The 24,071-nt window shown below is 68.2% G+C and carries 15 protein-coding genes; 7 read left to right on the top strand and 8 right to left on the bottom strand.

The window, feature by feature from the left end; translation table 11 throughout:
• Window positions 1-103: 103 nt before the first annotated feature.
• Window positions 104-946, bottom strand: a complete 843-nt coding sequence (locus ASF57_RS22830) for a 3-keto-5-aminohexanoate cleavage protein (RefSeq protein ID WP_056487922.1) — start codon at window positions 944-946, stop codon at window positions 104-106.
• 176 nt (window positions 947-1,122) lie between these two features.
• Between ASF57_RS22830 and aroQ the strand changes: the two genes are divergently transcribed.
• A complete protein-coding gene (aroQ, locus tag ASF57_RS22825) occupies window positions 1,123-1,572 on the top strand; it encodes a type II 3-dehydroquinate dehydratase (protein WP_056487919.1) in 450 nt (149 codons plus the stop codon).
• 16 nt (window positions 1,573-1,588) lie between these two features.
• Here aroQ and ASF57_RS22820 read toward each other — a convergent pair whose 3' ends face one another.
• Entirely contained in the window at window positions 1,589-2,581 is a 993-nt protein-coding gene (locus tag ASF57_RS22820) for a DUF808 domain-containing protein (protein WP_056183660.1), read from the bottom strand.
• Window positions 2,582-2,943: 362 nt separating this feature from the next.
• On the opposite strand from ASF57_RS22820, the gene ASF57_RS22815 reads away from it, so the two are divergent.
• The 5 genes from ASF57_RS22815 to ASF57_RS22795 all read left to right on the top strand — a co-directional run bounded on the left by ASF57_RS22815 (window position 2,944) and on the right by ASF57_RS22795 (window position 10,311).
• Window positions 2,944-3,591 carry a hypothetical protein gene (locus ASF57_RS22815; protein WP_056487916.1) on the top strand — a complete coding sequence of 216 codons (648 nt, stop codon included), beginning with the start codon at window positions 2,944-2,946 and terminating at the stop codon, window positions 3,589-3,591.
• A 683-nt stretch (window positions 3,592-4,274) separates the two neighbouring features.
• Window positions 4,275-5,360: an efflux RND transporter periplasmic adaptor subunit gene (locus ASF57_RS22810; RefSeq protein WP_056487914.1), complete on the top strand. Its 1,086-nt coding sequence runs from the start codon at window positions 4,275-4,277 to the stop codon at window positions 5,358-5,360.
• Window positions 5,357-8,458 carry an efflux RND transporter permease subunit gene (locus ASF57_RS22805; protein WP_056487911.1) on the top strand — a complete coding sequence of 1,034 codons (3,102 nt, stop codon included), beginning with the start codon at window positions 5,357-5,359 and terminating at the stop codon, window positions 8,456-8,458. The genes ASF57_RS22810 and ASF57_RS22805 overlap by 4 nt, the downstream gene beginning before the upstream one ends.
• Window positions 8,459-8,680: 222 nt before the next feature.
• Entirely contained in the window at window positions 8,681-9,223 is a 543-nt protein-coding gene (locus ASF57_RS22800; protein ID WP_056487969.1) for a TetR family transcriptional regulator, read from the top strand.
• A gap of 359 nt (window positions 9,224-9,582) precedes the next feature.
• Window positions 9,583-10,311, top strand: a complete 729-nt coding sequence (locus ASF57_RS22795; RefSeq protein ID WP_056487908.1) for a sensor histidine kinase — start codon at window positions 9,583-9,585, stop codon at window positions 10,309-10,311.
• Window positions 10,312-10,389: 78 nt separating this feature from the next.
• Here the strand turns inward: ASF57_RS22795 and ASF57_RS22790 are convergent, their stop codons facing one another.
• The 4 genes from ASF57_RS22790 to ASF57_RS22775 form a co-directional block, all read right to left on the bottom strand.
• Window positions 10,390-10,818 (bottom strand): response regulator, encoded by a 429-nt coding sequence (locus tag ASF57_RS22790; protein WP_244477077.1) that lies wholly within the window; start codon window positions 10,816-10,818, stop codon window positions 10,390-10,392.
• Window positions 10,815-13,742, bottom strand: coding sequence for a PAS domain-containing protein (locus ASF57_RS22785; protein ID WP_056487905.1), 2,928 nt, complete (start codon window positions 13,740-13,742; stop codon window positions 10,815-10,817). Before ASF57_RS22785 ends, ASF57_RS22790 begins: the two co-directional genes overlap by 4 nt.
• Before the next feature lie 80 nt (window positions 13,743-13,822).
• Window positions 13,823-14,638: a Crp/Fnr family transcriptional regulator gene (locus ASF57_RS22780; RefSeq protein WP_082504335.1), complete on the bottom strand. Its 816-nt coding sequence runs from the start codon at window positions 14,636-14,638 to the stop codon at window positions 13,823-13,825.
• 393 nt (window positions 14,639-15,031) lie between these two features.
• Window positions 15,032-17,332: an FdhF/YdeP family oxidoreductase gene (locus ASF57_RS22775; RefSeq protein WP_056487958.1), complete on the bottom strand. Its 2,301-nt coding sequence runs from the start codon at window positions 17,330-17,332 to the stop codon at window positions 15,032-15,034.
• Between the two features lie 281 nt (window positions 17,333-17,613).
• On the opposite strand from ASF57_RS22775, the gene ASF57_RS26540 reads away from it, so the two are divergent.
• Window positions 17,614-18,072 carry a hypothetical protein gene (locus ASF57_RS26540; RefSeq protein WP_200935918.1) on the top strand — a complete coding sequence of 153 codons (459 nt, stop codon included), beginning with the start codon at window positions 17,614-17,616 and terminating at the stop codon, window positions 18,070-18,072.
• 920 nt (window positions 18,073-18,992) lie between these two features.
• Here ASF57_RS26540 and ASF57_RS27115 read toward each other — a convergent pair.
• Window positions 18,993-20,042 carry a helix-turn-helix domain-containing protein gene (locus ASF57_RS27115; protein ID WP_244477076.1) on the bottom strand — a complete coding sequence of 350 codons (1,050 nt, stop codon included), beginning with the start codon at window positions 20,040-20,042 and terminating at the stop codon, window positions 18,993-18,995.
• Window positions 20,043-22,522: 2,480 nt separating this feature from the next.
• A complete protein-coding gene (locus tag ASF57_RS22760) occupies window positions 22,523-24,013 on the bottom strand; it encodes a hypothetical protein (RefSeq protein WP_244477075.1) in 1,491 nt (496 codons plus the stop codon).
• Window positions 24,014-24,071 lie beyond the last annotated feature (58 nt).

Genomic DNA, 24,071 nt, shown 5'->3' with positions numbered 1-24,071 from the left:
CAGGCTCATAACCTGAAGGTCACAGGTTCAAATCCTGTCCCCGCAACCAAACACAAAAGCCCGCCCCGGGAGAACCAGGGCGGGCTTTTTCGTGTCTCGGCTCTCAGCGCAAACCCAGAATCTTTCGGGCCTCGGAGGGCGTCGCGACCCGGCGGCCGTGGCGCCGCACCGTCTCGGCCGCCAGCGCGACGAGTTCGGCATTGCTCGCGGCGAGGCGCTCCCGGGTGATCCGGATGTTGTCCTCCAGGCCCGTCCGCACCGCGTCGGCACCGCGCGCCAGAGCCCAGTCCATCACCTCCGCCTGATGCCGGCCGATCCCGGCGGCCGTCCAGGTCGCACCCGGCAGGATGCGCCGCATTTCGCCGAGGAGCAGGTCCAGGAGGTGCAGATCGGCCGGCAACGCATTCTTCACGCCCATCACAAACTGCACGTGCGGGCGCGCATCGATCAGGCCGGCTTCGGCCAACCGGAGGGCGCCGTGGAGATGGGACAGGTCGAAGATCTCGATCTCGGGCCGGACGCCGAACCGCTTCATCTGACCTGCCAGATCCGACACCAGCACCGCGTGGTTCTCGTACACGATGGTGGGGAAATTCACCGATCCGGTCGAGAGCGAGGCCATGTCCGGGCGGTGCTGCAGGGACAGCCCTCGGCTCGCCGGATCGCGTCCGCGTCCGCCCGTGGAGAATTGCACGATGAGGCCCGGGCAGTGCCGGCGCAGGCCATCCTGCACCACGGCGAAGCGGTCCGGGTCGGAGGACGGGGTCTCATCGTCGTTGCGCACATGGATATGCGCCAGGGTGGCGCCCGCCTCGTACGCCTCCCGGGTCGAGGCGATCTGCTCGGCCACCGTCACCGGAAGGGCGGGAGTGTCGGATTTGCGCGGCACCGAGCCGGTGATCGCCACGGCGATGACGACGGGGTCGGTCTTGGCGGAGTCTGTCACGCATTGTCTCCCTGGCGGATGCGGTTGTCGCGTTCCTCACCGCTCCGCATGGCCGGCAGCCGCGGTGACCGCAAGCCTCCCGACGCACGGTCTCGCGCCCTCACCCGGAGGCCTTGCACCGCCTCGCGTGACAGAACCCTTTCCGGCCCTCGGTGCTCGCTTTAAGGTTCCGCCGCATGAGCGACACGATCCTGATCCTGAACGGCCCGAACCTCAACCTGCTCGGCCAGCGCGAACCGCACATCTACGGGCACGAAACGCTCGCGGACGTGGAGGCCCGATGTCGGAGCCTGGCCGCCGGATTCGGCCTCACGATCGCGTTTCATCAGAGCAATGCCGAGCACCAGCTGATCGACTGGATCCAGGCCTATCGGGTCGATTGCGCCGGCATCGTGATCAATGCCGGGGCCTACACCCATACCTCGATCGCGATCCTGGATGCCTTGAGCGCCTGCACGGTTCCGATCGTCGAGTGCCATATCTCGAACGTGTATCGGCGTGAGTCGTTTCGCCATCATTCCTACGTGTCGCCCGCCGCCACCGCGGTGATGGCGGGCTTCGGCACCCATGGCTACGAACTCGCCATCCGGCACCTCGCTCACCTGCGCGAAGCCCGGCTGGCTTAGGCAGCCCGCGGCCGCATCAGGCAGCCCGCATTCGCAGCCGCGCGAGGCTGTTCCAGGCCGGCGCCAGGACGAAGCTCGTGATCGGAATGAGGGCGGCGCCGACGGCGAGGCCGACGAGGCCGGAGCCCGCCGCCGTCACCAGCCATTCGACGATTCCCGCAAGCGGACCCGCGACGCTCGCAGCCTGAACGGCAACCGCGTGGATGGCATGACCGATTTCGGGCAAGCCATAGGTTTCGAGGCCATGCACCAGGATGCCGCCGCCGACCCAGATCATCGCGGCGGTGCCGACGATGGCCAGGATCTTGAGGAAGCCCGGCATGCCCTTGACCAGGGCGCGACCGAAGCCCCGGACGAGGCTGCCGAACGCCGACCGGCTGGTGTTGCCCGCCATGGCGACGCCGGCATCGTCCGCTTTCACGATCAGGGCGACGCCGCCATAGACCGCGACCGTAATTCCCACCGCGACCACGGCCAGAACCGCCGCCTTCATCCAGAACGAGCCCTCGGGCAGGGCCGCCAGGGTGATCGCCATGATCTCGGCCGACAGGATGAAGTCGGTCTTGATCGCGCTGGATACTTTCTGGTCTTCAAGCGCCTGGGCATTGCCGGCCGCCCCGTCGCGCTGGGCCTCGTGGGCATGGGCCTGATGCGGGAACAGGGCCTCGTAGACCTTCTCGCTGCCCTCGTAGCAGAGATAGGCGCCGCCGAGCATCAGCAGCGGCGTGATGGCCCAGGGCGCGAAGGCGCCGAGCGCCAGGGCGGCCGGCAGCAGGAACAGCAGCTTGTTGCGCAGGGAACCGAGGGCGATGCGGCCGACGATCGGCAGTTCGCGCTCGGCAGCGAAGCCCACGACGTACCGGGGCGTGACCGCCGCATCGTCGATGACGACACCGGCCGCCTTCACGCCGGCGCGGCCCGCCTGCGCCGCCACATCGTCGAGGGAGGCCGCCGCCACCTTGGCCAGGCCCGCGATGTCGTCGAGGAGCGCGATCAGTCCGATACTCACGAGAAATCCTTCCTGGGCACACCGCCGGCCGTCGCGGACCATCGTACGGGATCGGCGCTCGGCAAGCTCAGCCTTTACTAGAGACGAACGGCAGGTCGATTTGATCCGTGCCGATGCGGGAATGCCAAGGGCGAGACCGAATGATCTGTCCACACCTTCGCGATCGGGCGGAAGGTCTGTTCAGGCACAGCCGTCGGCTCCTTCGCGGCGGGCTTTATCACGGCCCCGAGCCTCCTGCCGAAGAGAAAGTGCGTACTGCGCCGGGATCGTCTCGACAAGTACTGGATGCATCCCGTATGATACCGGAATGCTCGTTGTGAAATGGATTTCGCCGAGCGGATTTTACTGGGAATTCGAAGCCGATGAAGCGCCGCAGCGCGCGACCGTTCACGGTCGAAATCAAGCACAACCGCGCCTCGCTGTCCGAGGCCTCCGCCCGTCCCCGCAAAGACCAGAACCTCTGGCACGACGTCTCCCTTGAGGATGCGGACACCCGCGTCGAAGCGCCGGCCGCCCCCGCGGCGTGGGGCGAGGCGAGCGCGTCCAAATCCGGGACATTGAAGTCCGGAATGTCGAAATCAGGGACGTCGAAATCCGGGTCCTCCAAGCTCGAGTCGTCCCCACCCGAGGTCCCGGCCCGGCGCATCCTGCCGAGCCTATTGCCGATGTTCGTACCCTCGCCCGAACCGGAGGTTCAGGCCGCACCCGTGGTCGAGCGGTTGCCACGCGTCCGGCGCGTCAAACCTCCCGCGCCGCGTCAGGCCAAGCCGAAATCCGGTTTGAAAGACACGTCGGACTTCGACGCCAACCCGCGCGCGGCCTTGCAGGCGCAGCAAGAAGCGACGGTGCCGCCGGCTGCGGCCATCCCGCCTGTCGCACGACCAGCCTCGATGCCGTCCCCGACCGACGCCCCGCCGGCTTCGCTGCGGGCGACGCGCCGGGTCCAGAAGGACGTTGCCCTGCGCCCCGGGGAGCGTTGGAAGCGGCGCCTGCCCCGCGCGCTCTGGTAGAGCGCGCATCCCCGCGTCGGGCCTGGACCTCCAGCCAATGGTGTCGGGCCCGACCGTTGGCGAGCCGGGATGGCGCGTCCTCCTCAGCCGGGCTCACCCCCGCCGAACCCGAACCGGAAGCGCCGCCACGGTGCGGCCGCCCTCCCCGCGTGAGGCCGCTGGATTCGCTCATCCGGGGATGTGTCCTTCGGGCTCGGAGCGATGAGGTGGGGGCTCGGCTGACTTTGCTCGGCGGCAGGGGCTCCCGGCCGCCCCAATGCCTCCTCACCGGCTCGCACGATCGAAAGGCGGCCTTGAAGCCGCCCGGTCAGCCGTACCGGGTTGTGCGCGAACCGGTGTTCCCGGAAATCGTGTGGTAAGGACGCGGAGCCGCGAGCTCGGCGCGCCGGTGCCGCTGTGCCGACTGGTCATGGCGTCAGGTTGTGGTGGATCGCCGACCACCGACCACCGACCCGGGCGGAAGCCGGCGCTCCCTGTCTTCGTTCTGTCCTCGCCCTGCCCTCGCACGACCGCTCGCCCATGAGCTGCGCGCCGATGCCGTTTGACGATGCTGCTTGGTCAGCAGCCTGTCGGTGCGCGCTGGGCCGGAATTCTCGATCCGGCGCCCATTGACAGGTTCGTCATGCCAAAATAGATGATGATCATCATTCTTATAGGCGGATGGTTCGACCGTGGGGCGCAGAATGGATACGAGGGTGATGCTGGGGCTCGCGGGCCTGGCCCTGTCGGCCTGCTCGCCGGCCGAGACGGCGGTGACGCCGGAGCCGCCGCTGGTTCAGACCGTGGTGGTCGCGTCCGCCCCGGGTGGCGTTGCGCGCTATACCGGAGTGATCCGTGCCCGCACCGAGAGCAACCTCGGCTTCCGGGTCGGCGGCAAGATCTTCCAGCGCCTGGTCGATCCGGGCGACCGCGTGCGCCTTGGCCAGCCGCTGATGCGTCTCGACCGCACCGATTTCACCTTGGCGCTCAACGCCGCCCGCGCCTCGGTCGAGGCGGCCCGCGCCCAGATGATCAAAGCTCGGGCCGACGAGGAGCGCAGCCGCAAGCTGGTGGCCGACGGCTGGACCTCGAAACAGACCTACGACCAGAACAAGGGTGCGGCGGACGCGGCGAACGCGCAATTCGCCAATGCGGAGGCCCAGGCCAGCCAGATCCAGAACCAGGCCGGCTACGCGGAACTCCAGGCCGATGCCGACGGCGTGGTGATGGAGGTTCCCACCGAGCCCGGCCAGGTGGTCGCTGCCGGCCAGACGGTGGTGAAGCTCGCCCGCGACGGCGCGCGCGAGGCGGAGGTCTTCCTGCCCGAGGGCAGCCGGCGGGCTGCCGAAGGCGAGGCCTCCGCCACCCTCTACGCCGACGGAGCGGCGACCTACCCGGCACGCCTGCGCGAACTCTCCGCCACGGCTGATCCGGCCACCCGCACCTACCGGGCGCGCTACATCCTGTCGGGCGGCGGCGAGGCCGCGCCGCTCGGCGCCACCGTGACCCTGCAACTCCGCGCCCTCGACGCCGGCCGGGCCGCCCGATTGGAGGTTCCGCTCGGCGCTCTGTTCGATCAGGGGCACGGCAGCGCCGTCTGGCGCTACGACGCCGCCACCGAGACGGTGAGGCCCCAGCCCGTGCAGGTCGCCCGCATGGGCGAGGAGCGCGCCGAGATCGCCGCCGGCCTGGCCCCGGGCGACCGGATCGTGGCGCTCGGTGCCCATCTCCTCAAGGCCGACCAGCGGGTGCGCCAGGCGCCGCCGAGCATGACGGGTGTGGTGCGATGAGCGGCTTCAACCTCTCGGCGCTCGCCGTTCGCGAGCGGGCCGTCACGCTGTTCCTGCTGATCGCGCTGACGGGGGCGGGCTTTTTCGCCTTCGAGAAGCTCGGGCGGGCCGAGGACCCGGCCTTCACCGTGAAGGTGATGACGGTCTCGGCCGCCTGGCCCGGCGCCACGGCGGAGGAGATGCAGCGCCAGGTCGCCGATCCTCTGGAGAAGCGCCTGCAGGAACTGGTCTATTACGACAGGGCCGAGACGACGGTCCGTCCCGGCCTGATGATGACGAAGGTCATCTTCAAGGACAACATGCCCCCGGCCAAGCTCGCCTCGGAGTTCTATCAAGCGCGGAAGAAGCTGTCGGATCAAGCCTCAAGCCTGCCGCGCGGCGTGCTCGGGCCGCTGTTCAACGACGAGTTCTCGGACATCTACTTCGCCCTCTACGCCGTGCAGGCCCGGGGCCTGCCGCACCGCCAGCTGGTGCTGCGGGCCGAGGACATGCGCCAGCGCCTGCTGCGCGTGCCCGGCGTCGAGAAGATCAACATCCTCGGCGAGCAGGCGCAGAAGATCTTCGTCGAGATCTCCTACCAGCGCCTCGCCACCCTCGGCATCACCGGCCAGCAGCTGCTTGCCGCGCTGGCCAACCAGAACGATGTCACGCCGGCCGGCTTCGTCGAGGCCGGGGGCCCGCGCGTGTACCTGCGCCTCGACGGCGCGATCGACGGGATCGATGCGATCCGCGGCCTGCCGGTGGCCGCCGGCGACCGCAGCCTCAAGCTCGGCGATATCGCTGAGGTCACGCGCGGCTACGAGGACCCCAAGACCTTCGAAATCCGCAACGACGGCGCGCCGGCTCTGATGCTCGGCCTGGTGATGAAGCCCGGCTTCAACGGGCTGAAGCTCGGCGAGGCCCTCAACGCCGAGGAGGTGGCGATCCACCACGAGACCCCGGTCGGCATCACGTTCACCAAGATCACCGACCAGGCCAAGGTCATCGACGACGCCATCCACGAGTTCATGGTCAAGTTCTTCACCGCCCTCGGCGTGGTGATCTTCGTGTCCCTGGTGGCGCTCGGCTTCCGGGTCGGAATCGTGGTGGCGCTGGCCGTGCCGCTCACCCTGTCGGCGGTGTTCGTGGTGATGATGATCACCGGCCGCGATTTCGACCGGATCACGCTGGGCGCCCTCATCATCTCGCTGGGGCTTCTCGTCGACGACGCCATCATCGCCATCGAGATGATGGTGGTGCGCATGGAGGAAGGCGCCGACCGCATCGAGGCTGCGACCTATGCCTGGAGCGCCACCGCCGCGCCGATGCTCACCGGCACGCTGGTGACCATCGCGGGCTTCCTGCCGGTGGGCTTCGCCGCCTCCACGGCGGGCGAATATGCCGGCAACATCTTCTGGGTGGTGGCCTTCTCGCTGATCATCTCGTGGATCGTGGCCGTGACCTTTACGCCCTATCTCGGCGTCAAGCTGCTCCCGAACATCGAGCGCGTGGAGGGCGGCCACGACGCCATCTACGCCACGAAGAACTACGAGCGCCTGCGCCGCCTCGTGCGGATGTCGGTCGACCACAAGTGGCTCGCCGCCGGCATCACGGTCGGGCTGTTCGCGCTCGCCGTGGTGGCGATGGGCCGGGTCGAGCAGCAGTTCTTCCCCAATTCGGAGCGGCCCGAACTCATCGTCGAGGTCACCCTGCCGGCGGGTTCGGCCTTCAGGACTACCGAGGCCAGCGTCCAGCGGGTCGAGGCGGCGTTGCGCGATCTGCCGGAAGCGGGCGAGATCACGAGCTACATCGGTCAGGGCATGCCCCGCTTCGTGCTCTCCTTCGACCCCGAACTGCCGGATCCGGCCTTCGCGCAGATCGTGGTGCAGACGGCCGACGCCCAGGCCCGCGACGCCCTGCGGGGCAAGGTCCGCGCACTCGTGGACGAGGGCCGCTTCCCAGAGGCCCGGGTGCGCGTGCTGCAGATCGTGTTCGGCCCGCCGATCCGCTTTCCTGTCGCCTTCCGGGTGGTCGGACCCGATCTCGACGTGATCCGGGGCATCGCCGCCGAGGTTCGGGAGGTGATGGCGGCCAATGCCAACATGCGCCTCGTCCACCTCGACTGGGGCGACAAGACCCCGAGCCTGCATCTCGCCCTCGACCAGGAGCGCCTGCGCCTGATCGGCCTGACCCCGAAGGAGGCCGGCCAGCAATTGCAGACCTACCTCAACGGCACGCCCGCCACCCAGGTGCGGGAAAACCTGCGCTCCGTCGACGTGCTGCTGCGCAGCCCCGGCCCCGAGCGGCGCTCGCTCGGCGAGATCGGCGACCTGACCCTGGCGACGAAGGACGGACGGCAGGTGCCGGTCTCCCAGGTGGCCCGGCTGGAGAGCCGCACCGAGGACGTGGTTCTCAAGCGCTACAACCGCGAGACCTACATCCGCGTCCAGGGTGACGTGCTCGACGGGAAGCAGCCGCCCGACATCCACGCCCAGGTCTTCCCCCTGCTGGCGCCGATCAAGGCCAAGCTTCCGCCGGGCTACCGCATCGACACGGCCGGCGCCGTGGAGGAGAGCGAGAAGGCGATGCTGTCGCTGGTGGCGGTGTTCCCCATCATGCTGATCGTGACGCTGACGGTGATCATGATCCAGGTGCGCTCCTTCGCCACCATGTTCATGGTCTTCGCCACCGCCCCGCTCGGCCTCGTGGGCGCGGCGCCGACCCTGCTCCTCTTCCACCAGCCCTTCGGCTTCAACGCGATCCTCGGGCTGATCGCCCTGTCGGGCATCCTGATGCGCAACACCCTGATCCTGGTCGACCAGATTCACCACGATCAGGCGGCGGGGCTGTCGAACTACGAGGCCATCGTGGAATCCACGGTGCGACGGGCACGGCCCGTGATCCTGACGGCGGCCGCGGCCATGCTGGCCTTTATCCCGTTGACCCACTCGGTGTTCTGGGGGGCTCTGGCCTACGTCCTGATCGGCGGCGTCGGCGTCGGCACCCTGCTGACCCTGCTGTTCCTGCCGGCCCTCTATGCCCTGTGGTTCCGGGTGGCCCGAACCCCCGCGCCGGTGCCGGCCGGACAAGCCCCGCTGGCGAACCCGGCCGAGGCTTGATCGGCACGGAGCTGATCGAACCCCTCCCGGCCCTCCGGTCCGGGGCGGGGCGTTCCGGAATCGCGCGGCCCGATCGGCGCGCGCGGTCCATCGACCGGCCCACGCTTGTGCCCCCTCGCGCGGGCCGGTCGATCGGCGGAGGAAGCGGAAGCTGTTTTAAATGATGCCGCGCATCCATATGAGGGGGCGCAGACGAGGGTGGCGACGGACGAGGAGCGGCAGATGCCGAGGGTATCCCAGGAGCAGGCCCGGCTGAATCGCCAGCGCGTCGTCGAGGTCGCCTCGGCCCTGTTCCGCGAGCGCGGTCTGCACGGCGTCGGAGTGGCCGACATCATGGCGGCCGCCGGCCTGACCCATGGCGGCTTCTACGGTCAGTTCGCCAACAAGGAGGCCCTGGCGGCCGAGGCGTTCGACGCCGCGATCGCGGAGGAGTACCGGGGCGGTCCCGAGACCCTTCTGGCGAACTACCTCTCGGAGGCCCACGTCCAGACCCCCGGAAAAGGATGCCCGCTCGCGGCCCTCGCCAACGACGTCGCGCGGGAGCCGAAGGGATGCCCCGTGCGTGCGCGATTCACCCGAGGGGTCGAGACGCTCGCCACCCTCCTGGCCGACCTGTCGCCGAAAGCCGCCCGCGCGCGCCGGCGGCAGCGCTCCCTGGCGACCTTGTCGACCCTGGTCGGCGCCATCGTGCTGGCCCGGGCCGTCGACGACGAGACGCTGGCCCAGGAACTGATCGAAGCGGCCCGCGCCGCCGTCACCGCCTGAACCTCATGACCCCAAGTCCCGCGGCGGTCCCGGCTCGCCCGGTGGACTCCCTGGAGTCTGTTGTTTTCGTTTGTCTCGTCGGGACAACCGGTTTCCACTGATCCCTGACAAACTTTCGGCAAAGGGCCCGAGGCGAGACCGGGCTGTCGTTGGATCGAGGGGGATGTGTTCGCCCTGACGTTCGGGGTTCCCGGCGCGAAACGCGGCGGCCGACCTTTTCACCGAACCTTGATGGAGCCGTCACGCTCCCACCGTGTTTTGCCGGCAGGTTCGGAAGCCTGAGCCGCACCGGCTCGGATCTTCTGCTCGAGCCGCACCGGCTCGGATCTTCCGCTAGCGCGCAACCTTCGGGGGCAACGTTGAACGCCGAAGACACCACCCTACGGCAGGCTCTGGCCGTGGCGAATGCGAAGGCGGCGGCCGCGGAGCGCCGGTTGATCGAGTCCGAGGCCCGCTACACCGCCCTGCAGACCGAGCAGCATCAGCTCGCGCGCGACCTCCAGCATCATGTCCGCAACATGTTGGCCGTGGTGCGTGCCGTGGCGCAGCGCTCGGCCGAGACCAGCGAGAGCGTCGAGGACTACGCCATGCATCTCGACGGGCGGCTCGCGGCGCTTGCCCGCGTACAGGGCGCGATGACGCTCAATCCGCGGGCGAAGCTCGATCTCCACGCGCTGATCTCGGACGAGCTGCTGTCGGCCCAGGCTCAGGAAGGCCTGCAGGTCGCTCTGTCGGGGCCGCCCGTACTGCTGCAGCCCCAGGTCGCCGGGACCCTCGGTCTCGTCTTCCATGAGCTGACGACGAACGCGGTCAAGTTCGGGGCCCTCAGCCATGCGGAGGGGCGGATCACCGTGTCCTGGCATGTCAGCGCCGATCCGTGGCCGAACCTGGTCGTCACATGGCGCGAGCAGGGGGGACCGCCCGTCGCCGCATCGCCGCGCAAGGGGTTCGGCCTGGGCTTGCTCGAGGATGGACTGCCCTACGAGCTGAAGGCCCGCGCGGATCTGCGCTTCGAACCGGCGGGTCTCGCCTGCACCATCATCCTGCCGCTCTCCGACCGGATCTGCGCGGGAGCCGCCCTCCCTTGACGGCGGCCTTCGCCTCAAAGCCGCCCTCCCCTGAAAGCTGCCCTGCTTTGAAGGAAGAAGTCGTTCCGGGGCGCCCCGTCAGCCGAAGAGCGCGTCGGTGACCATCGACAGCTCGAGGGGCTTTTCGCAATGGCGCACGCCGGCGTAGCGGCTCGGGATGGCAGCCTTGTCGTAACCGGTGGCGAACAGGAACGTCACGCCGCGCGCCTGCAGGGCATCGGCCACCGGGTAGACCGTCTCGTCCTGCAGGTTGATGTCGAGCACCGCCGCGTCGATCTCGGGCGTCGCCGCGATCAGCGCCAGCGCCTCCCCCACCCGCGGCACCGGCCCCAGCACCTCGGCCCCGCAGGCATCCAACTGATGACGCAGGTCGTCCGCGATGAAGTACTCGTCTTCCACGACCAGCACGCGGCGGCCGGCGAGCGAGGGAGCGGCGGAATGCGAGGCACCGGCCGGATGGGTTGGATGGGTTGGATGGGTTGGATTCATGGAACTGACGCGACTCATGGGCTGACCTTCCTGGTTCGTTCGGTGAGGGGCAGGTCGATCGAGCAGTGCAGCTCCGTCGCCCCGAGTTCGTAGCGCGTCCGGGCCTGCAGCGCGTAGGGTAACGCCCGCTCGATCAGCTCCCGCCCGTAGCCGCGCCGGCTGGAACGCTCCTCCGTGGAATGGCCGATGTCGTGCTCCATCCATGCCAGCACGAGGCGCCGGCCTTCGTCCTCGGATTCCTTGACGAACCAGCGCACTGCGAGCCGGCCACGCTCGGTGCTCAGCGCACCGTATTTGCGGGCGTTGGTGGCCAGCTCGTGCAGCGCCAGCGCCAGCGTCTGCACCACCGAAGGGCGCAGAAGCACCTCCGGCCCCTCCAGCGCGATATGACCCTCGGTCCGGGCGCCGAGCGCATCGAGCTCCAGCCGGACGAGCTGGCCGATCGTGATCGGCTCGCTCTGCGCCCGGGAGAGCAGACCCTGGACGCGCGACAGCGCCCCGAGCCGGGCGTTGAACTGCTCGCGAAAATCCACGCCGGGGCCGGTCTGGGCCATGGTCTGTTGCGCGATGGAGCGGACCACCGCGATCAGGTTGCGCGTCCTGTGCTGCAGCTCGGCGACCATGACGGTCTGCTCCTCCTGCAGCCGGCGCAGGTCGTCGACGTCGGTTGTCGTGCCGAGCCATTCCAGGATGTGCCCCGACGGGTCGCGCACCGGGACCGAGCGGGTGCGATGCCACAGGTAGGCCCCGTCGCTCGCCCGCCAGACGCGGAACTCCGTGTCGAGCCGGCCGTGCGGGCGCGCTTCGTCCCATGCCCGCAGGCTCGCCTCGCGGTCGTCGGGATGGACCGCGTCCAGCCAGCCGAGGCCGTGGGACGCCTCCTGGCTCTGGCCGGTGAACGCGAGCCATTGCGGCCCCGCCCAGGTCCAGTCACCCTCGTCGCGGGAGCGCCAGACCAGTTGGGGGATGCCCTCCATCAGCGTGCGCAGCCGCCCTTCGCTCTCCCGCAGCGCGGCCTCGACCCGCTTCAGCTCGGTGACGTCCTGGCCGACGCCACCGACGCGTTCGACGGCTCCGCTGGGCCCCCGCATCGGAAAATCGGTGTTCCTGAGCCAGCGCAGACCGCCGTCGGGGCGGTGTACCCGGTACTCGAAGGTGGCATGCCCGCCTTCGCGGACGCGCTGGATGCAGGCCGCCGCCGTTTCGCGATCGTCCGCGACGATCAGGTCGGTCCAGTTGCGGAAGGTGTCGCCGGTGAGCGCATCGGTGACGGACAGGCCGTAGATGGCCTCGAAGGCAGGGCTCAGATACTCCCATTCGAGGGTGGTGGCGTCCCGGATCCAGAGAACCTCGGAGGAGGCCTCGGCGAATTGTCGAAACCGCGCCTCGCTCTCCCGCAGCGCTTCGTCGCCGCGGTGGCGAGCGATGTAGTTGGCCGCCGTCCAGGCGAGTAGGTCCACCAGCCGCAAGGCGTCGTCGCTCGGGCGGTGGGGCTGGCGGAACTGGGTGCTCAGGACGCCGACGAGATCGCCCTTCCGGCTGATCATGGGGGTGCACTGGAAGGCGTGCACCTCCGAAGCGGCGATGAGGTCACCGTCCGGCGTCCCCGCGAAGCCGGGAATGTCCGCCATATCGGCCACCACCAGCTGCTGCCGGCGGACGCGGGCGAGTTCGCAGCCCTTGGTGAAGCTGTCCTGGCGGAAGCGTTCGATGACCGGGGCGTCGGGCTCGTAGCCGAGCGCGCGCACGATCTCCAGGGTCTCTCCGGTGTTGGCGACCAGTTGGATGACGCCACGATCCGTCTTCGTGAACGCGACGGCGGCGGCCAGGATCTCGTCCAGAGCCGCCTCGAAATCCGCCGTGTCGGAGATCCGGGACTGCAGGTCGTGCAGCCGCCGCATGCCGGCGAGGTCCGCGGCCAGACGGCCCTCGCTCTCCCGCAGGGCCGTCTCGGCCTGGACCCGTTCGACCGAGGTCCAGGTGCGCTCGGCCACTTCCTCGATGAGCGCGAGATCGTGGGGCGACCAGTCCCGCGGCGCGCGGCTGTGAACCGCCAGCACGGCGACGAGGCGGCCGGTCTTGACGAGCGGCACGTCGACGAGGCTGCCGACCGAGATCCGAGCGAAGGCCGCGCGCGCCGGTGCGGTGCGGAGATCGAGCGCCACATCCGGAATGGCGACGGTCTGTCCCTGCCGCAGTTCCGCGATGAAGGCTGCGCCGAAATTCTCGAGACGGTGGCGGCCGACGTTGCTCGGGATGGTGCCGTCGTTCCAATCCTGCGTGACCGTGACGTGATCGCCGGAGGGGTCGGCTTCCGCATAGGTGACCTGGCCGGCGCCGAGATGCTGGCCGAGGGCCGCCGTGACCATCGCGATGACCGCGTTCGGATCGGTGTGGAGGCGCAGCGTGTCGGAGAGGCGCAGCAGGAACGCCTGCCGTGCTTCGCTCGCGCGAAGCCGCTCGTCGAATCGGTGCTCCTCCGTGACATCGAAGCTCACGCCGTTGACGATCCAGGGGCGCTCCGCCTCGGCAACGCCGCGCCAGCGCACCCAGCGCCCCCGGGAGGGTCCCGCGACGACCTCCAGCAGGCCGTCGAACTCCTCACGGTTGGCGATGGCGCGGGTCACCATCTCGCTCATCGCGATCTGCCCCTGCGGAGACATGCGATCGGTGAAGGCGGAGAGGGGGCGAGCCTCCTCGGCGGCTGAGAATCCCCACAGCGCCAGGAACGCCGCGTCGCCCCAGATCAGCCGCTCGCGCAGGTTCCAGCACCAGGTGCCCATGCGGCCGCCCTCGAGAGCGATGCGGCGAAGCGCTTCGCTCTCTCGAAGGGCGGTTTCGATACCGGCTTTCTCCCGCAGGGCCGCTTCTTTCTCCCGCAGGGCCGCTTCGAGAGCCGCGAGTCGGCTCCGAAGCGCCTCGATGTCCACGGCGGCGGTCACGGCGCGACGCGAGGTGCGCGCGCGGCTGAACGACCGGCCGGGGACGGGAAGCGGGGAATCGGCACGGGGTTGTCCGCGCCTCAGGCCAACCCGCTGACCAGCCCGACGGCAGCATGCCCTTTCGCGCCGTCGACAGGCTGCAGATAGGCCGGGTTGAACTCCCCGATCTCCTGGAGGCGCCTCACCTTGAGAAGCCGCAGGCTCTTGCCCCTGAGCTCGACCAGACCCTGGCGCCGCAGCTCCTGAAGCGTGCGGTTCACGTGGACGTTCGAGAGGCCCAGCGTGTCGCCGAGATCCGCCTGCGTCAGCGGCAGGGGACAGGAATCGCCCTCGGCCATGCCCACCATCTGGAAGCGGGTCAGAAGCTCGCAGAAGAGGTGCGCCATCCGCTCCATGGCCGAGCGGCAGCCGAGATTCACCACCCACTCGCGCGTGGTCGCCTCCTCGAAGAGCCTGGCCATGCGCAGCGCCTGCGCGATGTTGGGGTGGCGGGAGACCAGATCCGCCAGGGCCTGGCGGGGGATACGGACCACGACGGAGGAGGCCAGGGTCCCCACCGCATGATCCATGCGACCGAGATAGGACGCATCGACATCGCAGAGATCGCCCGGCAACAGGTACGCCATGATCTGACGCTGGCCGGCCTGACGCTGCTTGTAGCGGCAGGCGAAGCCTTCGAGCAGCATGACGGCATCCCCCGATCCCTCCTCGCTGCGGATGAGGTCGACGCGCGGCCCGAGCAGCCGCGGCGGGAGACTGATCTCCTCCAGGGCCGCGACATCCGCCGCATTCAGGTTCACCAGACTTCGGAGCTTCCGGACGAGCGGGTTGCGACCGGGGTCAGGCTCGGCCGTCCTGACCGGAGTAGCGGGAACGAGGCTAAGACGGGCGTTCATGGATGCGGCTCCCAGAACGCCGGCAGCATCAGAGCAGGCCGGCAGACAAACGGGCGATGTCCGCGACCGTAATCCAAAGTGTATGCGTTTGTTATCCCTCAGTGTCTGATGGTGTTGTGTCCGACACTTCCCCAATGTTCGATAAAATACGGATTTAACGCATGTTATAATCGGTTCTTTCGCCTGAGAAAGAGCAGTTTCTTCATGGATTTCACTGTCAAGGTCGTGCCATCACGGCTGCGATGACTGCCCCGATCGCCTCGGATCGATCATGCCGGCTGGTGATGTGCTGGCGTGACCTGTTCGCGTGTGACCTGTTCGCGCCTGCCTTTCGCGCCTGCCTTTCGCGCGTGCCTTGCCGCCTCCCCCGCGGCATTCGTCGCGATCCCGCTCTCAGCCGGTCGCGTATTCCAGTTGCGGCGCGAGCACGCGGTCGTCGTCGGCCTGCACGGTGACCGGGATGGTCTTGGCCGCCGGGGTCTTGCTGCCGATCGCGTAATGCCAGATCGGCAGAAGCACGTTGCATTCCGGATAGTAGCCGCCGATGCAGCCGATGGGGATGTCGTAGGCGACGACGAGCATGTCGGAGAGCCGGCGGTCGATGCCGTCGTCCGCCACCGTCTTCAGAGTCACGGCCTGGCCGATCTTCAGCCCGAGCCGGTCGATGTCCGAGCGGTTCATCAGCACCACCTTGCGGGTGTTCTTGATGCCCCGGAAGCGGTCGTCGTAGCCGTAGACCGTGGTGTTGAACTGGTCGTTCGAGCGCAGCGTGATCAGGCGCAGCACGTCGTGCCCCACCGTCGGCATGTCCGCATCCTCGTCGAGGCCGCCGGGCGTCACGATGTTGGCCCGGCCCGTCTCGGTGTGCCACTGGCGCTTGCGCGCCGGCAGGTCACGCTGGAAACCGCCCGGCTCCCACATCCGCCGCTCGTAGTCCCAGAACGACTCGGGCAGCGTCTCGCCGATCGCCTTGCGGATCTCGGCGTAATCCTCCTGCCAGACGTCCCAGAGCACCCGTGGATTGGGGTCGAGCACCCGCCGGCCCAGCTCGCAGATGAGCCGGATCTCGCTGATGAGGTGGGGCGAGGCCGGCCGGCGCACGCCGCGATTGCCGTGGATGCAGGCGGAGGTGTCCTCCATCGAGAGGACCTGCTGCCCCATCTTCGTCTCGTCGATCTCGATGCGGCTGATCACCGGCAGGATGTAGCTGATCTCGCCCGGCAGCAGGGCCGAGCGATTGAGCTTGGTGATCACGTTGACGGTGAGGCGCAGGCGGCGCCAGGCCGGCTCCATCTGGCCGTGATCGGGGATCGCCCGGACGAAGTTGCCGCCCAGCATGAAGAAGGCCTGGACCTCGTCCTTGAGGATCGCCTCGCAGGCCTCGACCGTGTTGTAGCCGGCCTCCCGTGGCGGTTCGAAGCCGAACTGCGCACCGAGCCGGTCCAGGGGAAACAGCTCGGGCTTCTCGGTGATCCCCACCGTGCGCTGGCCCTGCACGTTGGAATGGCCGCGGATCGGGCAGATGCCGGCGCCGACGCGGCCGAGATTGCCGCGCATCAGCAGGAGATTGACCAGCATCTGCACGGTCTCGACCCCGGCCCGGTGCTGCGTCAGCCCCATGCCGTAGACGCCGATCACCGCGTGCGAGCGGCCGTAGACGGTGGCGGTCGCCTCCATGTCGGCCCGGCGCAGGCCCGAGCGCCGTTCCAGTTCGTCCCAATTCTGCGCGCGGAGCCAGTCGGCGAAGGTGTCGAAGCCGTGGGTGTGCTCGGCGATGAAGGCCTCGTCCAGCACCCCCGGGCCGCCCGCCGTCCGCGAGGCCTCGTGCGCTTCCAGCACGGATTTGCAGATGCCGGCGAGGGCCGCGAGGTCGCCACCGGCCTTGACCTGGTGATATTGCGAACTGATCCGGGTGTCCTTCCCGGTCAGCATCTCGGTCGGTGATTGCGGGTTCAGGAACCGTTCCAGCCCGCGCTCGCGCAAGGGGTTGTAGGTGATGATCGGGACGCCGCGCTCGCTCGCCTCCTGAAGCGGATGGAGCATGCGGGGCGCGTTGCTGCCCGGATTCTGGCCGAAGAACAGGATGCAGTCCGTCTTGCCGAAATCCTCCAGATTGACCGTCCCGACCGGCTGGCCGATGCTGGCGGGCAGCGCCACCGAGGTGGTCTCGTGGCACATGTTGGACGAGTCCGGCAGGTTGTTGTTGCCGTAGAGCCGGGCGAAGAGCTGATAGAGATAGCTCCCCTCGTTCGACAGGCGGCCCGAGCTGTAGAACACGGTGCCCTTTTGGCGATCGTCGACGGCGCGCAGTTCGCGGGCGATCTCATCGAGGGCATGCCCCCAGGAGACCGGCACGTACTTGTCGCTGCTGGCGTCGTAGCGAAGCGGATGGGTCAGGCGCCCCGGCTGTTCGAGGTGGTAATCGTCCCAGCCCCGAAGCTCGGTGACGGTGTGCTCGGCGAAGAACTTCGGCGTGCAGCGATGCGCGGTCAGTTCCCAGGCCACCGCCTTGACGCCGTTCTCGCAGAACTCGAACGGCAGCGGGTTCGCGGGCTTCACCCAGGCGCAGCTGGTGCACTGGTAGCCGTCGACCTTGTTGTGGCGGGTCAGCGCGATCGGGACGCTCGCCAGCACACCCTCGCGCCTCAGGATGTTGCCGACCGAACGGGCCGACCCCCATCCACCGGAGGGCATGCGGTAGGGCTTGAAAACGGGCTTTTTCAACGAATGATCTCCCTGTCGCCGCGACCTGAACGACGCGCTGGGGCCGAGGCCGACCGGCCGGATCGACCTTTCCCGTCGGAGCCGGGAAACATTGCCCGCCTGCCCAGGTTGCACCTCCAACCCGCCGCCTTGGCGTTTGTTCGAAACTTGGCGTTTGTTCGAGAGATTATGCTCTGGGCTTAACGAAGGTTGTCGTCATGATTACCCAAGACTATCTGCGGAAGAAGCCCGCTCGACCATCGGTGCCAAAGATGTTTCTCGATACGCAGATCGTCCCGGTGGCCGTCAATGCCGCGGGCGCGTTCGAAGTCGCGCTGGACCGGACGGCCCGGCGCCTGGGTGTCCGGCCGGTCGTGATCGTCGCCGTGGGCCTCGCCGGATTAGGCCTCGCGGCGGCGAGCCTCGCCGGATGGTCCGGAATGCGTCGCAGGCAGCGGTGGACGCGCGTCGTCGAACAACCGCCGCTGCGCGAGATTGCCCCCGCCCCGCGAGACGACGGCGCGAGGATGTCCGGGACCGGACGGACGCCGCAGGACCATCCGGACCGGTCGCAGGGTCGGTCCCGCGCGGATCTGGCCGCCGAACGGGCGCCCGGACCATGGACGCCCGACGCGGACCTTCGCGCCCGTCAGGAACGGCTTCTGGACGAGGCGATCGAGGAAACCTTCCCGGCCAGCGACCCGATCGCCCCGAAGCGGATCACCCGCTAGGCAACCCGCAGAGCGGAGGTGGGGCGAGCCCGTCCGGCGTGGCGTTTCTGTGGCGTTCTGCTCAGAGATTTTCCCCGGGAGAGCCATTGCCGGAATGGCGGCCGATCACGGGTGCCGACAGGGAATTCTCACGGCGCGGCCTGGGTTGGACGCGAAGGCGGCGCCGCCGAGAAGCCGTTGCGGCGCACGGAGCGCCTCCTGCGCGAGGATTGTGCGCACCAGCCGGACCGGATCGTCACGGCGCAGGGTCAAGGCTTTCGCCGTGTCGCGCGACGGCGATGAGGCCCGAGCATCTGCGCGATAGGGCCGGCACCGGACCCGGCCCAACGGCCGGATGCGAGACGGCAGCGGGTCGAGGCGGAACCCGACGGGCCCGGCCCTCGCGGCGGTCTCGCCTTTTGAACAGGCGCCGACGCCCGGCGGCCACGCCGTGGTGCGCCGGTGCGCCTGCGCGCTGGCCCAGTGGTCTGTCGTAGAGTAAATGAGAGATAGCGCCTTGATTATTCAATAACTTAGGGTGTGTCTGTCGGATTAAGATTGAGAGGGTGTCTCAGAGAAATTGCGAAAATGCAGTTGCTGTCGGGACAAAAGTGGTAAGCCGCCTCTCAGGTCTGTTTTTGCCCTGAAGCACACAATTCTGTTGAACATCGTTTTGGCCGACGCTCGCAGCTCGCTTGGCTCGTGCTGAACTCTCGGGCTTGCGTCAGTGGGGCGTCAGATGGCCATGCACCCTGGTAGAGGGTCATCCGATTACCGCAGACTCGCACCGGAGTGTCGCATCGCGGTTCGCCAATGTGAGGCCGCGTCGCGCGGGAGCCTCATGATCGGATGGATTCGATCAATCCTCAGCTGACGGTAGATCGCTCGGCCCGATCGATCCCATTCCCGCCCCCAGGAGATTCCATGTCGAATCCCCTGCATCATGCGTCCGGAGCACGCCCTTCCTCCCCAGCAACGTCGTCGTCCGAAAAATGGGCTGACAGAATGGCTGCGACTGCCTGCCTACTCCAGAACGTGGTGCCCCCGGGTTCCCCTGGCGAAACCGAAACCGGCCGTATGCCGGCGGCATCGAAGCGTCGGACGAGGCCACTGGGCCTGGTTCCGGCTTCGTACGCGAGCATGCGAGCCGAGGCATACTTTCTGAGGAACGAGTGAACCGTCGTCTCGTCGACGTCGGTTTTGGTGCGCCCCTGACGAACGAGCCCATCCCGCAACAGCCCCCGCAGTCCGGGCTTGTCGCACTTAAGCAAGGCGAGCACCTCGGGGAAGGGCATGTTTCCGGTTGCTGCCCTATTCCGTGCAAGGTAGGCCGCGGCGTCCGAGCGTAGGAACTCGATCGCCGCCAATCCCCTGGCAGATTCCGAGATACGTGCAGGTTCGATCTCGCCCTTGAGCACCGCGCGGAGGAAGGGGCCGAGCCGAAGGCCGCGCATGTGCTGAACCACTTGGATGGCATCGTAGGTCGCGCCGGCGTCGACGGTATCCTCGGCGGGCCGAACGCATTCGCGCAGTCGATCGAGCAGCCCCTTCACCGAGAGGCGTGGCACGTGTACCCGGACCCCCGACCTCATGACGTCCAACAATCCCTCCTCAATCAGGGATCGGACTTTCGGTGGCGTAATGCCGAGCATCCCGCCGGCCTCCACCAGGGTCATCGCACTCCCATGCTCGCGAAGGATCTCGCGGGCGGATCGGGGAACCTGACGAGCGGCCAATCGGACGACGTCTGATCGATCGAGGTAGACGCGGTTCCGACCTCCGGCCTTGGAGATTTTACCGTCGAACTCGCCCGTGTCGATCATGCGCAGCAGGGTTCTCTGATCGACGTCGAGCGCTTTCGCGGCCGCTCGCCTCGAGATCCACCGCTGTTCCGACGAAGCGGCCGCAGTCCGTACGCTCACGGGAGCCCCGATCTTGTCGAGATACGCCAGGTACTCGTTGAGAAAGACCGTCCGCGCCTTCTCCGGCATGACGAAATCCCTGTTGCCGGTCGAGGCGATCAGTAGGCGTACCTCCGGATAGGACGAGACAGTGCGGGGCCCCGATGGGCTCAGAGGCACCAGTGCATCGAGGAACCGATGAAAACCGCGAGGCCAATCGAGAAGGAGAGACGCGGCTTTCCGCGCCGGCTCTGCATCAGGGCCGATCCCCACGTTCCCCTCGCGCGTCCGGGACTGACTACCCCGCTTTAGTCCGAGGCGTGAGATGGCCACCAGTCTGTCGTGCCAATCGAGGGTTCGAAAAACCTCGGGGATGGCCGAAAGGGCCGGTCTTGACTCGACGTCGACCGTCTCGGCGAGAAGGGCGGCAAGATCGGCCTCCGCCTGCGACGCTTCGACAACCTCGGATAACGAGGGACGGCCCTGACAGGCGGGATCCACGCAGGCGTCCACTCCCCTCCTTCGCCAGGTCAGAGGCTTCGAGCAGGCCGGGCACGTCGAGACGAGTCGACAGAAGTGAATCGGACAGCAGGTCCAGAGGCGCAGGTCCCACGAGTACGACAAGACCTTACGAGCGATAAGGCAGCGCGGGCATACCTTCGGACGTAAGCAGTCCATTGTGACCGAGGGAAGTCCCATCCCCAGTACGTCGGTACGAGGCTGACGCGAACCACGCCTCGTCGGGACGACGTGCTCGACGAGCGCTTTCCGAGCTTCCGTCATCGCAACGAGCCTCGCCACGACGTCGGCGCGTTCCGCGGCGTCGGGTGCACCTACACCGACCGCATTGAGGATCCAGAAAGGCGTGGGATACCGGTTGGCTTCCGACAGGCGTAGGATCCATCCCATCAGGCCCTCGTCTTCCTCCGGGCCGAATCTCACCGCAAGCCGGGCAGGAACGGCACCGGGCAACATTGCCTCGGGTGGCTTCCCCCGCGACCGGGAACTGCCATGGGGTGGCGGCGGATGCTCCATTCGGTCGATGCTCGTGAGGATGGTTCGCGGGAACCTCCTACCCCCGGCGCATCTGCGAAACCAGGAGCATCGTCATGGCCATGGCCGGCCTCGTGGTGCACAATCCCAGGAGGTGATGGGCCGGATCCAGATCGGGAAACCCGGTCATCACTCTTTCGGAAGCCTGCTCGGCCCTCCCCCGCGCCTGCCCTTCCTCCGGTCGACACGGACACCTCTGCAGCCGGGCTTGTCGAACGGACATGGGCAACAGGTGGCCTCATCGGGAATAGTGGCCATGGGCACCGTCAGAGGCCTCTGCCGACTGATGTTCGCCGACCAGCGGTTGGATAGAGAGCGTCCGCTCGCCAGGGAGTGACCATCCTCAAGGCGCCCGTGCTCGGCCCCTCCGAGGTGGGAGGCTCAGGAAAGGGCGTGCGCCATTCCGAGCGGATCGGACCAACCCTACGTTCCAACTCGGAATGCCGAGAAGATGACCACCGAAGCGCCGGCGAGCGTCACGTTCGGCATATTCTCGCTTTTGCATGGGCTCAGCCGGCGCGAATCGGTATCCTGATCTTGGGCGAGGCAGTAGCGGATCGGAGGAGATCACGGTGTGGGACGATGAACGGCCCTCGAAGCGCGACGTCGCGGGCATCGAACTTTCCGCCGAGGGTGCCGCTCGTCGTACGTCGACTCTGCTGGGCCGACGCATCCGGCGCGATGCGCCTGCGAAGCCCGGATACATGGAACCCTGCAACGGATGCGGCGTGTGTTGCTTCCTCGAACCATGCGCGATCGCTCGCGGGTACATACCGGACCTCGCCGACGGGCCCTGCCCCGCCTTGGTCCGCGACGATGGCCGCTACACGTGCGATATGACCCGTCGCCCGGGCAGATACATGGGCCTGCCGAACGACTGGGCCGATCCGATCATTGGAGCCATGTTCGCGAAGGCTCTCGGGATCGGCCGCGGCTGCGATGCGAGCGACTGAGCCGGGCGAGGTCCGCGCGTTCGCATCGGATTGGCTCGGACAGGTCCCGATGTCGCCTCGAACACGAAGGCTTTTTCGCCTCGATCACGTCATCCACTTCGAACCTGCTTCTCCCGAGCCCGACGGACAGGGTAACGGCCCGCCGCACCCCATCTGCTCTGGTTTGACCAGGCGACGGGCCCGTTTTCGAGGCCGGCCTCGCGTCGCCTCGAAGCTCGATGCCGACGCTACCCTCGGTCGTACGCCTCGACCCCGTGGTTCGAACGCGTGGTCGGGCGGGCGACAGGCTCTCGGGCAGGTGCGCCGAACCGGAGATTTTTCCCGGCTGGACCGTCGTGCGGTGCCGGCCGACGCGTCCACGACCGCATGGCCGCGATCGCATGGCACTGTTCGAATCCGGTCCCGCCGGTTCCCGGAAGCCATGCCGTCCTTCCGCATGGTCTTCGAAACCGAGGCCGCGCCGAGATCACGACGACCCGAGACTGGACCCGTCCGTTTCCCGGCGCGGCTCCCGCCGGTGAGGTGCCGGGCGACGCCTGCGCGGGGTGGTCCGCGGAGCCGGTCTCAAGGTAACGTCTCGCCCGGTCGCCGCGTTAAGCTCGGGATCTTCCGGACCGAGGTCCGACGAAGCCGTCTTCTGGGCCACGGCACGCCGCGAGCGGCCTCGATGTCCGTGCGTAGCCATACGGCCGAGATCCCGTCCGACGCGTTCGACGGAACGACGGGGCTCACCCCGGCGGCAGCCAGCAGACGTACGACCACCTTGGTGCTCGTCGTATGACTAGCAGCCAACGTCCTCGCCATGACGAACCTGTCAGGGAAATCTCGCACCGACCGTGAATCGACGGAGTTCCGCCCGAGGCGCGACCCGCCGGTGGCGCTCAGGCATCCGGCGCGGACCAACACCGGCACCATCCGCGTCGATACGCGAAGCGCCCTCGCCGTCCGCGCGACGTCCAGGGTCGGGACGTCGTCGGCGCCTAGACGGATCCCGCGAACCTTCGCGGGATCGACGCCGAGACGTTCGAACGGTGGCCGATCATCTACCCCCGCGATGGCATGGACCGGGAACGTACCCGTCAATATGCCCCTGAGCACCTCGGACAGACGTCGGCTCCGCGCCAGGCTCATCCGGAACAGCGAAGTCGGTTCGCTCGGCCCAGCAGCGGTCGCCATGCATGCGACGCGATCCGCCAGCGCGTCGAGGTCGTCGGGGAGATAGGCACGCGCGATGCCTCCGAGCCGGGGCGGCCTCACGTAGGGCAGAAGGCCCGTTCCGCGAAGATCCTCCAGGGCATGCCTGCTCACGCCGAGTCTCGCCGCGGCCTCCCGGGCCGGAATGGCGGACGCGAAGCGGTAGGCGAGCTGCGTCACGGAATTGCTCGAAATCAGCAGGCGGCGCCGGCCCCCGGCCGCGGAGGAGCTGCCCGTCAGCTCGCCTGCCTCGATCATGTCGGCGACCCGTCCGGCCGTGGTTCCGAGCCTCCCTGCCGCGCGGGTTGCGTCGATCCAGGTCTGGCCGGCACCGACGCCGATGCTGCGGGTCCATCCTTTCCTGGGAGCCTCGGGAAAGGCCTCGACGTGCCGGCTCACGGCCGACAGAAACTCCGCGTACTGGACCCCTTCGAGGCTTTGCCGAATGCGTGCGACGGTACGCGTCAGGCCGAGGGGCCCGTGGACGTGGCGGATTCGATCGAGCCAGACGCCGACACCGGACGGCCAATCGACGAGCACGGCGGCCGCCGTCTCCATGATCGACTCCGTTTCCGTCACGTCTGGTTTCGCGATGTAGCGTGTCCGCCAGTCCGAACCGGCGTCGGCGGCGGTCCCGACGAACCAGGCCAGACGCCCCAATGCGTCGCCGAGGGCCGGCAGACGCAGCCCGGGCGGCAGGTCCGCACCTCCCACCTCGCCTTCTAACGTCGCGCTCATCAGCCGGGCCCCGTCGCCTGCCCGGATCGTGGCATGCGAGGAGATGGACGATCCGCAGTCGCAGTCGGTCAGCCGCGCTCGTCCCCAGCGCAGTGGACGGTCGCAGGTCGTGCAGGCATCCACGAGCCTCACGCCGTGCCTGGAACACGCGGTCACGAGGCGAACGTCCCAGGCCGGACGT

Origin of the sequence: Methylobacterium sp. Leaf117, assembly GCF_001422985.1 — a bacterium.
Taxonomy (GTDB): domain Bacteria; phylum Pseudomonadota; class Alphaproteobacteria; order Rhizobiales; family Beijerinckiaceae; genus Methylobacterium.
This window is presented reverse-complemented; position numbering and strand designations above follow the sequence as displayed.